General features: G+C 65.9%; 10 protein-coding genes. 3 read left to right on the top strand and 7 right to left on the bottom strand.

Annotated features, from left to right (window positions below):
* Window positions 1–123 precede the first annotated feature (123 nt).
* From ACM9LZ_RS12415 to ACM9LZ_RS12405, 3 genes are read right to left on the bottom strand one after another with little or no spacing between them, the layout of a single operon-like run.
* Complete coding sequence (locus tag ACM9LZ_RS12415; RefSeq protein ID WP_416619787.1) at window positions 124–888, bottom strand: SDR family NAD(P)-dependent oxidoreductase; 765 nt, start codon at window positions 886–888, stop codon at window positions 124–126.
* On the bottom strand, window positions 885–1,454 hold the full coding sequence (locus ACM9LZ_RS12410) for a nuclear transport factor 2 family protein (protein ID WP_416619786.1): 570 nt from the start codon (window positions 1,452–1,454) through the stop codon (window positions 885–887). Before ACM9LZ_RS12410 ends, ACM9LZ_RS12415 begins: the two co-directional genes overlap by 4 nt.
* A complete protein-coding gene (locus ACM9LZ_RS12405; protein ID WP_416619785.1) occupies window positions 1,454–2,596 on the bottom strand; it encodes an oxidoreductase in 1,143 nt (380 codons plus the stop codon). Before ACM9LZ_RS12405 ends, ACM9LZ_RS12410 begins: the two co-directional genes overlap by 1 nt.
* A gap of 174 nt (window positions 2,597–2,770) precedes the next feature.
* Here ACM9LZ_RS12405 and ACM9LZ_RS12400 point away from each other — a divergent pair, with 174 nt between their 5' ends.
* Together ACM9LZ_RS12400 and ACM9LZ_RS12395 are read left to right on the top strand one after the other, a co-directional pair.
* Window positions 2,771–3,967 (top strand): acetyl-CoA C-acetyltransferase, encoded by a 1,197-nt coding sequence (locus ACM9LZ_RS12400; protein ID WP_416619784.1) that lies wholly within the window; start codon window positions 2,771–2,773, stop codon window positions 3,965–3,967.
* 16 nt (window positions 3,968–3,983) lie between these two features.
* The gene (locus ACM9LZ_RS12395) at window positions 3,984–5,213 is read left to right on the top strand and encodes a CaiB/BaiF CoA transferase family protein (protein WP_416619783.1); all 1,230 of its coding nucleotides are present in this window, start codon (window positions 3,984–3,986) and stop codon (window positions 5,211–5,213) included.
* A 44-nt stretch (window positions 5,214–5,257) separates the two neighbouring features.
* On the opposite strand, the gene ACM9LZ_RS12390 is transcribed toward ACM9LZ_RS12395, so the two are convergent.
* The 4 genes from ACM9LZ_RS12390 to ACM9LZ_RS12375 all read right to left on the bottom strand — a co-directional run bounded on the left by ACM9LZ_RS12390 (window position 5,258) and on the right by ACM9LZ_RS12375 (window position 10,493).
* Complete coding sequence (locus ACM9LZ_RS12390; protein WP_416619782.1) at window positions 5,258–5,998, bottom strand: hypothetical protein; 741 nt, start codon at window positions 5,996–5,998, stop codon at window positions 5,258–5,260.
* A 30-nt stretch (window positions 5,999–6,028) separates the two neighbouring features.
* On the bottom strand, window positions 6,029–7,495 hold the full coding sequence (locus ACM9LZ_RS12385) for a hypothetical protein (RefSeq protein ID WP_416619781.1): 1,467 nt from the start codon (window positions 7,493–7,495) through the stop codon (window positions 6,029–6,031).
* A 17-nt stretch (window positions 7,496–7,512) separates the two neighbouring features.
* The gene (locus ACM9LZ_RS12380; protein WP_416619780.1) at window positions 7,513–9,636 is read right to left on the bottom strand and encodes a TonB-dependent receptor; all 2,124 of its coding nucleotides are present in this window, start codon (window positions 9,634–9,636) and stop codon (window positions 7,513–7,515) included.
* Between the two features lie 383 nt (window positions 9,637–10,019).
* Window positions 10,020–10,493 (bottom strand): MarR family winged helix-turn-helix transcriptional regulator, encoded by a 474-nt coding sequence (locus ACM9LZ_RS12375; RefSeq protein ID WP_416619779.1) that lies wholly within the window; start codon window positions 10,491–10,493, stop codon window positions 10,020–10,022.
* A 206-nt stretch (window positions 10,494–10,699) separates the two neighbouring features.
* Between ACM9LZ_RS12375 and ACM9LZ_RS12370 the strand changes: the two genes are divergently transcribed.
* Complete coding sequence (locus tag ACM9LZ_RS12370) at window positions 10,700–13,093, top strand: TonB-dependent receptor (RefSeq protein WP_416619778.1); 2,394 nt, start codon at window positions 10,700–10,702, stop codon at window positions 13,091–13,093.
* The last annotated feature ends 144 nt before the right edge of the window (window positions 13,094–13,237 follow it).

The raw sequence follows: 13,237 nt of genomic DNA, 5'->3' as shown, positions 1-13,237 counted from the left end.
CGGGTTCAGGGCGTCTCTGTTCCGGCATCATAGGAAGCCCCGTCCCATCGCCGCCAGCGATGCCGCCGCCCGGGGCCGAATGGATCATGCTTCTGATCCTTGGCCCCCCGCCGCACCGGCCCCTCACCCCTGGCGCCGGCCGCCGCAGACCTCCGTGTCCGTGCCCGTGATCATGGCGGCATCGTCGCTGAGCAGGAACAGGACGGTGGCGGCCACCTCCTCCGGCGTCACGGCCCGGCCGATCAGTTGCGCGCCCGAGGCGACGGTCACCTGCTGTTCGGGCGTCAACATACGGGCAACCACGGGTGTGGCGACCAGCCCCGGCGACACGCTGTTGACGCGGATGCCCCTGGCGGCATGGCTGTGCGCGGCATAGGCGGTCAGGTGGACGACCCCGGCCTTGGCCGCGCAATAGGCGGGCGACGCCACGGGCGTGACGATCCGGCCCGACATGGACGCGGTGTTGACGATCGCGCCGCCACCGCGCGCCGCCATGACGGGCAGTTCATGCTTCATGCACAGGAAGGTGGAGGTCAGCGACACGGCCAGGGTCCAGTCCCAATCCTCCCGCGACATGTCCTCCATCCCGCCATGCCGCGACAGGCCGACATTGTTGAAGGCATGGGCCAGCGGCCCATGGGCGGCCACTGCCGCCGCAATCAGGGCCGCGATGTCACCCTCCGCCGTGGCGTCAGTGCGCTGGAAAAGGGCCTGCCCGCCCGATGCGGTGATTTCCGCCACCACGGCCCGCCCGCCTTCCGCGTCCAGGTCACCGATGGTCACCAGCGCCCCTTCCCGCGCCAGGGCCAGGGCTGCGGCACGGCCGATGCCGGACGCGCCGCCCGTCACCAGCACGGATCGGCCCGCGAAACGCTGTCCGCCGGTCATTTCATCCCCCCTTCCACAGGCAGGCCGGTCAGGCCCGTCACGTCCACGCCCTGCCAGAAATCCGTCCAGCCGGGAAAATCCCCCGGCAGGCGGGGCGGCAGGTCCCGGCCCGGCCAATCGTTGAAGGGCGCCGTCGGCCGCTTGGCCCAGTCACTGGCATACCAATGCTTTTCCCGGCGCCGCACGAAGAACCATTCGCCGTCCACCCGGGCATATTCATCGAAATAGAGGATGGCCATGGTGATCCAGCGCCCGGCCTCCTCATGCTCCGCCCGGCAATAGACCGCGCCGGTCGCCCGGTCGGGGCCGTCGAAATCCAGCTTTTGCCCGCAGATCAGATGGACGGAACGGTAGAAGCCGCGCAGCAGCGGGGTGATGATGGATTTCAGCACGTCGCGCCCCCGGCCATACCGGCCGCAATCGACATCGGGCACGAAAAGGCCGGTCCAGGCGTCGATATCGCGACCATCCACGGCCAGGGCATAGCGCACGGGCAATTGCTGGATGGCCAGATGCGATTCCATCCGGTCCAGGCGCTGTTCAAGGGTCGGTTCCGTCGCGGTCATCAGGTCAGCCTTTGCAGGTTGGCGGGGTCGAACGGCAGGAATGGCTGCCCCGTCCGGACCCGTTCCAGCCAGCACGGATCGTTCAGCAGGGACCGGCCGACCGCGATCAGGTCGAACTCTCCCGCCCGCATCCTTGCCAGCACGCGGTCCAGATTGTTGGTGGCGGTCTGGCTGTCGTCGATATGGCGCGCAGGACCGCGCGCCTTGTCCAGCCCGACACCACCGACGGCCATCGACGGCACCCCCGTCAGAAGACGCATCCACCCCGCCAGGTTCAGGGCGGAGCCATCGAAGACCGGCGTATCGAAATAGCGCTGGCTGCCATCGAACAGATCCACGCCGGCATCGGCCAGCGGACGCAGCAAACGGCCCAGATCGTCCGGGTTGTCGGCCAGTACCGCCCGGTAATCCTGCATCTTGAACTGCGAGAGGCGCAGGCAGATGGGCATATCCGGCCCCACGGCGGCGCGCACGGCGCGTACCACGGCCGCCCCGAAGGCCGCCCGCCGTTCCGCGTCCCCACCCCAGCCATCATCCCGCCGGTTGGTGAAGGACCACAGGAAACTGTCGATCAGATAGCCGTGCGCGCCATGGATGGCGATGCCGTCGAAGCCCAGCCGCTTGGCCGCGCCCGCCGCCCGGCCATAGGCGTCGATGACATCCTGGATGTCGCCGTCACCGGCCGGCAGCGTGACGGGCAGCGCGGCCGCCTTGGCCTCGGCGGGGATGGAGATGGTGCCGTCCGCCGGACCCCAGATGCCCGACGGGCGCAGCGACGGCGTGCGCACCCCCAGCCGGGTACTTTCCACATTCCACATCGGCCCCTGGTGCCAGAGCTGCGGCCAGATGCGGCCGCCGGCAGCATGCACCGCCGTCACCACGCCGGACCAGCCGGCCAGCGCATCGGCCCCGAACAGGCGCGGGGCGGCCGGATGGTCCACGGAAAGCGGATGGTCGATCGCCACACCTTCCGTCACGACCAGCCCCACGCCATGGGCGGCACGGCGGGCATAATAGCCGACCACGTCCGGCCCCGGCACCCCGTCCGGACTGGCATAGCGCGACATGGGCGACATCACCACGCGGTTGGGCAGTTCCAGCCCGCGCAGCCGCATCGGGCGCAGCAAGGGTTCGATATCCACCGGCGGGCCTCCCACCCCGTCAAATCCGGCCCACCATCAAGACAGCGGCGGGCCAGGACAAGCGGGCCCCGGACAGCCATCGCACACGTGATGTTATCGGCCGGGGGGCTGAACAGGCGCCCCGGCCATGCGCTAATCAGCCGGCAGGCCTCAATGGAACCGGAACGATTGAAGATGAGACGCGCCGTCATCGCGACCCCGCTGCGCACGCCCGTGGGCAAGTTCCTGGGGCGGCTGCAGGATATGCCGGCGGAGGCCCTGGCCGCCCATATCGTCAAGGCCGTCATCGACCGGTCCGGCATCGATCCCGCCGCCCTGGACGAAGTGGTCTTCGCCCAGAGCTATGCCAACAGCGAGGCCCCCTGCATCGGCCGCTGGGCGGCGCTGGCCGCCGGGCTGCCGGTCGAGGTGGCGGGCATCCAGGTGGACCGCCGCTGCGGTGGCGGCCTGCTGTCCATCGCCACCGCCGTGATGATGGTGGAAACGGGCGCCGCCGATGTCGTGCTGGCCGGCGGCGTGGAAAGCATGAGCAATATCGAATATTACAGCACCAGCATGCGCAAGGGCGCACGGTCCGGCACCGTGTCCTTTTACGACCGGCTGGACCGGGGCCGCGAACGGTCGCAGCCGGTTGAACGGTTCGGCCCCATCTCCGGCCTGATCGAAACGGCGGAGAATTTGGCAAGGCGTGACGGCATCGGACGGGAAGCGGCCGACGCCTATGCCGCGCGCAGCCAGAGCCGCGCAGCCGCCGCTTGGGAAGCCGGCCTGTTCGCGGATGAGATCGCGCCCGTGCCCGTGCCCGGCCGCAAGGGCGCCATCGACCTGTTCGACCGGGATGAGGGCGTGCGCGGCGATACAAGCCCCGAAAGCCTGTCCGCCCTGCGCCCCATCATGAAGGGCGGCACCGTCACCGCCGGCAATGCCGCCCAGCAGAACGACGCCGCCGCCGCCTGTCTGGTGGTGGCGGAGGATCGCGCCGCGGCCCTGGGGTTGGTGCCCGTGGCGCGCCTGGCCGGCTGGGCATCGGCCGGCTGCGATCCGGCCATCATGGGCATCGGCCCCGTGCCGGCTGTGGCCAGGCTGTTCGCCCGCACGGGCCTTTCCTGGGACGATATGGACCTGGTGGAACTGAACGAGGCCTTCGCCGTACAGGTGCTGGCCGTGCTGAAGGGCTGGGGCTGGGACGACCCGTCGCGCCTGAATGTCAATGGGTCGGGGATTTCCCTGGGCCATCCGATCGGCGCCACGGGCGTGCGCATCATGGTCTCGCTGCTGCACGAGATGCAGCGGCGACGGGCCCGTTATGGGCTGGAAACCATGTGCGTCGGCGGCGGCCAGGGCGTGGCGGCCATCTTCGAGCGGCTGTGAGGAGGGGGAACGGACCATGGCGAGACTGCCCCTGGACAATATCCGCGTGCTGGACCTTTCGCGCGTGCTGGCGGGGCCCCTGGCGGCACAGATGCTGGGCGACCTGGGCGCCGATGTCATCAAGGTGGAACGGCCGGGCAGCGGGGACGATGCCCGCGTCTTCGGCGCCCCTTATCTAACCGGCACGGACGGCAGGCCCACGCGGGAGAATGCCTTCTATCTGTCGGCCAACCGCAACAAGCGATCCGTCACCGTCAATATCGCCCATTCCAGGGGACAGGAGATCGTCCGCGCGCTGGCGGCGAAGGCCGATATCGTGCTGGAGAACTACAAGGTCGGCGACCTGAAGCGCTATGGCCTGGATTATGACGCCGTGAAGGCGCTGAACCCCGGCGTGATCTATTGTTCCGTCACCGGCTATGGCCAGACGGGGCCCTATGCGGCCAAGCCCGGCTACGACGCCGTGTTCCAGGGGCAGTGCGGCCTGATGAGTGTCACAGGCCTGCCCGACGACAAACCCGGCGGCGGTCCCATGAAGGTGGGGCCCAGCATCGTGGACGTGCTGACGGGCCTGAACGTTTCCAACGCCATCCTGGCCGCGCTTTACAGCCGTGACGCCAATGGCGGTACAGGCCAGCATATCGACGTGGCACTGCTGGATTGCGGCGTCGCCGCCCTGTCGCACTATGCCCAGATCCACCTGACCAGCGGCGAGGTGCCGGTGCGGCGGGGAACACAGGGCAATGGCGGCATGCCCTCCACGCTGTTCCCCTGCGCCGATGGCGCCATCATGCTGACGGCAGGCAACGACGCGCAGTATGTCCGCCTGTGCGAGGCGGTGGAGCGGCCCGATCTGGCAGACCACCCGCTGTTCCGCACGAACATCCTGCGCGTGGAGAACCGCGACGCCCTGACCGACACGTTCGACGCCATCTTCCGGCGACGCAGCGTGGCCGTCTGGCTGGAACGGCTGGAAGCCTTCGGCATTCCCAGCGGTCCCATCAATGATATCGGCCAGGTCTTCGCCGATCCCCAGGTGCGTCACCGCGGCATGGCCGTGCCGGTCGCCCATCCGCTGGCACCCGACCTGTCGGTGATCCGCAGCCCGCTGAACTTCTCCCAGACCCCCATCCGAGACTACGCCCCGCCGCCCATGCTGGGCGAACATACCGACGGGGTGCTGGCCGCCGAACTGGGACTGGACGAGGCGGCGTTGCAGGCGCTGCGCGACGATGGGGTGATCTGATCGGACGATGGGACCGACCGTCCCTCCCGCACGCCGGCGGACGGTCAGGGCTCCACCCTGATATCGACACGGCGGCGGGATGTCTCGGTCAACCCGTCGAAGGCGGGGTCGGCCAAGGGCGCGGGATCGGTCTTCCAGTCCAATGTGACACGGTCCGGCGCCACGCCCAGGCTGACCAGCCAGAGCCGTGCCATCTCCGCACGGCGGCGGGCCAGATCGGCGGGTTCGGTCAGGGTCTGGCCGGAAACGTGCTGCACCTCCGTCTCCGCATAGCCGGTGACCAGCACCCTGCCCCCGGCCGCCCGCGCATAGGCGGCGGCATTCACCAGCATCCAGTCGCTTTGCTGATAGACGACGAAATCACGGCCGAAATCGAAGGGAATGGGAAACAGCGTGGCACTGTAGGGCGGCGGCGGGGCCGGGTCGGGCGCATGCAGCGGCCGGATGTTGCGGGGGGGCAGCACGAAGCGGCGGCCCGGAAACCCTTCCGCCGGGATCAGGACGCGGGTGCAGGCCTGCTCCGGCAGGATCGAAACCCGCACCGGTTCCAGCACAGTGGCACCACAGGCATTATCCTGTCTTTCCGCAATGCGCCCTTCGACCAGCACGGCCATGGACCAGTCCGGCTTGGTGGCTGATTGCGTGATGTCGAAGCGCCGGCCCGTCTCCCGTTCCTCCGCCAGCCAGCAGCCGGACTTGCGGCCGGCATCGGTGTCGCGATAGACGGGACAGCCGATGAAGCGCACCGCCTCTGCCGCCGGCGCCGCGCCGGTAATGGTCGCCAAGACCAACAATGCCGGAATGACCCGCCGCATCTAGAGCGCCCCCATCAGATTGACCAGATCGCGCTTCTCCTGCTCGGTATAGCCGATATTGTAGCGCCGGTCGTAATAGTCGATCACGGCCCGCAGGTCGGGGGCGGAACCGTTGGCGAAATAGGGCGCCCGGCCCGTCAGCCCGCGCAGGGTCTGCAGCGTGATCTTGCCCACATCCTCGCACCGGCCTGTGGTCAGGGCATAGCCCGGATCATGGGTATGGATCACCTTTCCGTAATGCGGATGGGCTGGCCCCTGGCAGGTGATGCGGAACAGGGGCAGATGCGGCTGCGGGTCGGCGAACGGCATGGATGTGGTGCCCAGATCCACCTGACCGGGCGCCACATCCATGCCCATCTGGCTCATATTATGGCAGAAGACGCAGGAATTGCGCACGGGGTTGCCGAACCCGACAGGGGAATTGATCCCGGCGCTGTCGGTGATCAGGAACATCTTTTCCCGGAAGACACGCGCTCCCCGCGCCACCGATTCCCGATAGGCACGCTGTTCGGGCGTGATGTCGGCATCGGCGGGGATGTTTTCCCAGGCCGCGAACTCGCTCCACACAGCCGTCCCCTGGCTGCCCAGGCGGCCGGGTTCGGACCTTGCCAGTGTTTCAGGGCCGCCACGGGCTCCCATATCATCCAGTTCACCACCGACCCGGTCGCGCTGCCGCGCCACGAAGATACGGTCCTGGAAATCGCGGATGCGCCGGATATCGTCAGGCGTCAGGGCGTCGAAACCCATATGGGAATGGGCAGCATCGCGCATCTGCGCTTCCAGCGACAGGACGCGGCGATCGGCCATCAGGTTGCCGCTGACCATCCGTCCCGTTTCCGGATCGATGGGCAGCGGCCGGCCCACCTTGGGATCGACGGCGAAACCCATGGCCAGAATATATTTGAAATTCGCCACCGGCCGCGGACGGCGGAACACGGATACCTGCGGGTCGGGGGAAGACAGGCCCCAGACCTTGGACAGGTTGCACCCCGTCGGATCGCGCACGACCTCCAGCGTGAAGTCGGGTTCGATCTTCCGTCCCTCATGATCGGCGGGCGGCCAGGGCCGCGCGATGCGGAACAGGCCATGGTCCAGCAGCAGGGAATGGGATGCCCGCTCCCCCTGGGCCAGGTCGGGGCAGTTGGCACCGTCGACAGCGGCGAACAAAGGGTCCCCGCCGCCCGTTTCATCCCACCGGATACGGGCGGTTTCAGCCGACAGGCTCATCCCGTCCGCGGGCTGGTGGCAGGTGACGCAGGCGCGGCCATATCTGCCTTTCGCCTCGAAGAAGGGATGGCCCTTCGTTTCCATCGGTCCGCCATCCAGCAGCAGGCGGGTAACGCCATCCGGGTCGGCATCATCCAACTGTGCCGGAAACGGCGTGCCGTCACCGGGTGACCACCAGGCCGCACCAGCCGGCAGGGCAAGGGCCGTCGCCAAGGCCAGGGCGGAAACGAAGGACCGCATTCCCCTTATACCTCCGCTCAGAACCGGTAGGTCAGGCGCGCGCCATATTGCCGGCGGGCGCCATAGATGATGCCACCATCGGCAGAAGAGGAGTTCTGCAACTGGCTGGCGATATAGGTTTCATCGAACAGGTTGGTGACGAACAGTTCCAGACGGACCGCCTCCGTCGGGTCGATGGAAAGGCGCGCATCCACGACGTCGCGCGACGGCAGCGTGGTGACGATGCTGGGGAACGGCGTCGCATAGCTCTGGCTCACATGGCTCCATTGCAGGCGGGGGGTTATGGCTGTCTCCCCGGCCATGATTTCGTACTGCACCCCGGCATTGACGGTCCATTCGGGCGAGAAGGGCAATGTGCTGCCCTTGCGCACCAGTTCGTTGCGGTTGGCAACCGTGTTCTGCAAGGTTGTGTCCTTGGCGAATTCCGCGTCCAGATAGCCCAGGCCGGCATTGAAGCCCAGCGCACCGAACCGGCCTTCCAGTTCCAGTTCCCCGCCCATGGCTTGGCCGGCCGCGGCGTTCTGGGTCAGGGGCAGGCCGTTGGCAAGGCTGGCAAGCTGCATGTCCTTGTAGTCGGAATAGAACAGCGACCCGTTCAGGCGCAGGCGGCGATCCAGCAGGGTGGTCTTCCACCCGGCCTCGTACACCAGATTGGTTTCCGGCCCGAAGGCGGGGCTGGCAGCCGGCAGGTTGCCGCCCCCGGCCTTGTAGCCGCGCGACACGCTGGCATAGAGCATCGTGTTGTCGGTGACATGGTAATTGGCGCCGACCTTGCCCGTCAGTTCCTTCGAGCTGAGCTTGCTGACCCCCGTGCCGCCGGCCGAGGCGATGCGGTTATAGGTCTGGTCGTCCCAGGAATGGCGCGCACCCAGGATCAGTTCCCATTGTTCGGTCGCGAAGAAATTTGCCTGACCGAACAGGGACTGCGACTTGTTCGTCACCTTGGAAATGATGGTCGAGGTGGAGGAGACGAAATCGACGGTGTTGTTGTTGTCGCGCAGGACCGACAGGGGGATGTCCTCATCCATGCGGAAGGCGCCGACCACCCAGGTGAACGGCCCGTCGCCCGCCGACAGCAGGTTCACCTCGTTGATCAGGGTCTCGATCGTCGTGTCGGTGAAGCCGACGCGGCCGACATTGGCGGCCGGCGGGCGCGGCAACGCCGTGGCGGTACGGTCGCCATCGGTCTGGTCGGTTGTGCTGCCATCCTGCCAGGATGTCAGGGCGCGCAGATCGACACTGTCGGACAGGGACCATTTCACCTCTGCCGACAGGCGGTATCCTTCCTGCTTCAGGTAGGATATGGCGTCTTCCTGGATGACATAGGGATTGCTGCTGACCGTATCATTGCGCCGCTTGACGGCGTTGTTGTCGGTATTGCTGTTGAAATATTCCCCGCGCAGGTTGATGCGCAGCGTTTCGGCATTGTTGCGCAGCGCGACGTTGATACGCGCCGCCTCCAGGTCGATATTGCCGGGGGAGCTGGGGCTGGGGCCGATATTCTTGGTGAAACTGTCGCGCTTGTCGCGGACGGCGGCCACACGGACAGCCACATTATCGCCCAACCCGACATTCAGGGCGCCGGTCGTGCGGAACCAGTCATAGGACCCGATGGTCTGGTCGATGAAGCCCTTGACCACACCGAATTCCGGCTCCGGGGTGCGCACATAGATGGCACCGCCGGTGGAATTCTGGCCCGTCAGCGTACCCTGGGGACCGCGCAGCACCTCCAGCGAGCCGATATCGTAGAAGGACTGGCTGATGAATTGTTCATGCGGGATCAGCTGCCCGTCGATGTAATAGGCGACACCGGGGCTGGAACTGGGCGCCGTCTGCGCGATGCCGACGCCACGGATATTGACGTAGGTGGAACGGTTCACCTGATTGATGGCGATGGAGGGGGAAACCTGCTGGATATCGGCCAGGTTGGACACGCCCTTGCGGATGATGTCCTCCCCCGACAATACGGTGGCGCTGATCGGCACGTCCTGCAGGCTCTGGGTCCGGCGCTCCGCCGTCACCACGATCTCCTCCAGCACGGGCATGCCGTCGGTCTGGGCCAGGGCGGCCGGGGTGATGGCGCTGCCGGCCAGCAACAGGGTGAGCAGGCGCGCCACCGGACGCGATGCCAGTCTGGTCATGGGGCTTCTCCCTTGAGACGGCCCGGTCGCGGGATGCGGGTCCGGGCTCTTGATTCGTTGAGTTGCCCAACGATACGTCAGGATAAATCGTAATTCAATATAACAGATTATCTCTTCAACGATTTTTCGGCACGCGGCGCCCGAAAGGGAGAAGCCGTCCCCCAAACCCCGCATCACCCCGGGTGCCCTGCCGTGATTTATCGGCGAAAGCCGTACTTGTCCGGAGCGGGGATCAAAGCGCTGCCGCGGCTGCAAGCCCGCCTGTCATCGGCGAGCCAATCATGCCTCGCCGGCCGGCACCATCACAAGACCGCCCGGATTGGCCCAAAATTGATTATATAATATAATTGTTTTGTTTGGACGCGGGCCTTGCTGCCTGATGTTTACCCCTTGAAACAGCTCTGATAAATCCGATCCAGCAGCTCCAGCAGCAGGGTGCGCTCCGCAGGTGACAGATGCGCCATCACGTCCCGCTCTGTCTCCTCCAGGTTGGCCAGAAGCTGCGACAGCGCATCCTGGCCCTTGTCCGTCACGACCAGTTCGTAAAAGCGCCGGTCGGTCGGTGACCGGCGCCGTTCGGCCCAGCCGCGACTTTCCAGGTCATCGACAATCTGCACGGTCGCCGACTTGTCCAATCCCACTTCCCGCGACAGGAGATTCTGGGAAATGCCGGGATTGGCGGCAATGATGGCCAGCGAACTGAACAGCCCGGACCGCAGGTTCCATTCGGCATTGCGGGCAGAGAAATTACGCGACAGATGGTTCTGGATGCGGCGGAGCCGGAAGCCGATAAAGTCACTGAGACGCCCCAGATCCACCTGGGGTGTGTCGGTCGCATCATTCTTGTCGTTCGCCATGGTCATCGTCGGAAAGGAAGAGGGGTTGGCACCAAAACTTGATAGCGGAAAGCGGCCCACCCTGTCCGCAAATTCCGTTCTCCGGGATCGCATTCGCGAATTTAGATAGTTGTGATCATCAACTATATATGTTATGAACGATAACGAAAGGCGAGAGAGCCTTCGCAGGGGCAAACAACCCCACCCGTACATCCAGGGAGGATGAAATGTTCCAGAAGTGGACGCCTCGCGGCGCCGCGCCTGTTGCGCTGGCCGTCGGTCTTTATGCCCTGCCCGCCTTGGCCCAGGCCCAGCCGGCACCGTCTCCCATCCAGCTTGAAGAGATCATCGTGACGGCCGAGCGCCGGTCCACGAACCTGCAGGACACGCCCATCGCCATCACGGCGCTGACGGCAGAAGACCTGCGGGAGAAGGGTGTCGTCGATCTGCGGGGCGTGGCGGAATCCACCCCGAACTTTCAGATGACGACCTCCGGCAACGGCTCCGGCGGCAGCAATTTCGCCCAGTTGTTCATCCGCGGCGTGGGCCAGCCGGATTTCATCATCACCAAGGACCCGGCCGTCGGCATCTATATCGATGGCGTCTATCTGGCCCGTGCGCCGGGTGCCGTACTGGAACTGCTGGATATCGAACGGGTGGAGGTGCTGCGCGGGCCCCAGGGCACGCTGTTCGGCAAGAACACGTCGGGCGGTGCGCTCAACATCACCACCCAGGCACCGTCGGATGATTTCGGCGGCGTGGCCGAAATGCGCATCGGCAATTACGGACGGCTGGATGTCGGCGGCTCTGTCAGCGTGCCGCTGGTGGAAGACACACTGGCCCTGCGCGTCAGCGCCCTGTCGCGCGATCAGGACGGCTATTACAAGCGGCTGCTGCCGTCGGCCGATGGCAGCCAGCGCAACGGCAACGACGTGAATGTGCGCAGCGGCCGCGCCACGCTGGCCTGGACGCCCACCGACACGCTGTCCATCACCCTGTCGGGCGACATCACCCGCGAGCGTCAGGCCGCGACCGACTATCAGGCCGTCGCCATTTTCAACGACGCCGCCAGCGCGCCCAATATCGAGCTGTATAATCGCGTCGTCCTGGCCCCGCAGGGCATGGTCTATGACAATCGCTGGGTGGCGCCCAAGCCCTGGACCACCTATTCGACCTCCACCTCCTACGCCAATTCCGATGTCTGGGGCGTGTCCGGCGTCGTGAACTGGAGCCCCGGGGCGGTGAATGTGAAATCCATCACCGCCTATCGCGACCTGGATGTGCGCAGCAAGGCGGACGCTGACGGCACCCCCGCCGACATCGTGGCATCGGCCGGCATCAGCGTGCAGCAGCATCAGTTCAGCCAGGAATTCCAGTTCAGCGGCACTGCGTTCGACGACCGGCTGAACTGGCTGGTCGGGTTGTGGTATTTCGAGGAAAAGGCCACCGATACGCAGTCCTCGCGCCAGCTTGTCGGTCTGGTCGATGCCCTGCGGGCCGCCCCCAACCGTTCCATCGCCCCGCCGGGCGTGGCGGCCTCGGTCTGCCCGGCCAGCGGCACCGGCCCCGCCTCCTGCCTGGGTGGCGCCAATAATCCCAACAACCTGCGCTATGATCAGGCCCGCCTGGGCAATCGCTGGCTGGATGGCTCCTCCTATGCCGCTTTCGCCCATGCCGGCTATAAGGTCACCGACGCGCTCAGCCTGACGGCCGGCGCGCGGATGAGCAAGGAGAAGAAGGATTTCCGGTACTACGAGGTGCGGCCCTCGCAGAACAATCTGGTCAGCTTCAACAATGTCAGGGCAGGCGACACCTGGGACGTGTTCACGCCCAAGCTGGGCGCTGAATACAAGCTCGACCGCAACATGATGGCCTATGTCTCCTGGTCCAAGGGCTTCAAGGCCGGCGGCGTCAATGGCCGCCCCACCCGCGCCGACCTGTTCAACACATTCGACCCGGAAAAGCTGACCGCCTACGAGGCCGGCTTCAAGGGTGATTTCTTCGACCGTCGCCTGCGCCTGAACCTGGCCGCCTATTTCAGCGAGTATGACGACATCCAGATCACCCGCAACACCACCGATGCCACGGGCGCCTTCATTCGCCTGGAAACCAATGGCGGTGATGGCGAGATCAAGGGGCTGGAAGCCGAAGCCACGGCCCTGCTGGCCGAAGGCCTGACCCTGCAGGCGGGCCTTGGCTATACCGATTTCAAGTTCACCTCCCTGCTGCCGCAGCAGGCAACGCCCGGCACCGTCCTGCTGACGTTGGATAATGAACTGCCGTTCGTTCCGAAATTCACCGCCAATCTGGGCCTGAGCTATGAGGTGCCGGTTTCGGCGGACGGTGCCGCCCTGCGCCTGCGCGGCGACTGGCGCCATTCCAGCAGCTATTACATCGATATCGACAATACCGAAGCCGTGGCCCAGGGCGCCTATGATGTATTCGATGGCCGCATCACCTTCGTGCCGGCCTCGGGCGGCTGGGAACTGTTCGTGGCGATGAGCAACATCACCAACAAGGCCGTGATTGCCAATGGCGTGGCGTCGCCCGCCAATGGCAATCAGATGGTCACCTACAAAGCGCCGCGCATGACCTATGGCGGGGTGCGGGTGACATTCTGAGGGTGTCATCCGGTTAGAACGTATCTGGTGAGTGGAGCCGGTTTGATTTGGTTTCGACCGTCATCCCCGCGAAAGCGGGGATGACGGAAGTGGGGCCGAAGAAAAGACCAACGGGAGGCATCTTGGCACAACGCTTTGACAAAC

Source organism: Niveispirillum fermenti, from assembly GCF_048066175.1.
Classification (GTDB): domain Bacteria; phylum Pseudomonadota; class Alphaproteobacteria; order Azospirillales; family Azospirillaceae; genus Niveispirillum; species Niveispirillum fermenti.
The sequence above is the reverse complement of the archived record's forward strand: the minus strand, read 5'-3'. Positions and strand labels throughout refer to the sequence as shown.

Coding starts and splice junctions, on each gene's coding strand:
- ACM9LZ_RS12410 (WP_416619786.1), bottom strand. CDS start 1,454: ATGACCGCGACGGAACCGACCCTTGAACAGCGCCTGGACCGGATGGAA.
- ACM9LZ_RS12375 (WP_416619779.1), bottom strand. CDS start 10,493: ATGGCGAACGACAAGAATGATGCGACCGACACACCCCAGGTGGATCTG.
- ACM9LZ_RS12395 (WP_416619783.1), top strand. CDS start 3,984: ATGGCGAGACTGCCCCTGGACAATATCCGCGTGCTGGACCTTTCGCGC.
- ACM9LZ_RS12370 (WP_416619778.1), top strand. CDS start 10,700: ATGTTCCAGAAGTGGACGCCTCGCGGCGCCGCGCCTGTTGCGCTGGCC.
- ACM9LZ_RS12380 (WP_416619780.1), bottom strand. CDS start 9,636: ATGACCAGACTGGCATCGCGTCCGGTGGCGCGCCTGCTCACCCTGTTG.
- ACM9LZ_RS12400 (WP_416619784.1), top strand. CDS start 2,771: ATGAGACGCGCCGTCATCGCGACCCCGCTGCGCACGCCCGTGGGCAAG.
- ACM9LZ_RS12385 (WP_416619781.1), bottom strand. CDS start 7,495: ATGCGGTCCTTCGTTTCCGCCCTGGCCTTGGCGACGGCCCTTGCCCTG.
- ACM9LZ_RS12415 (WP_416619787.1), bottom strand. CDS start 888: ATGACCGGCGGACAGCGTTTCGCGGGCCGATCCGTGCTGGTGACGGGC.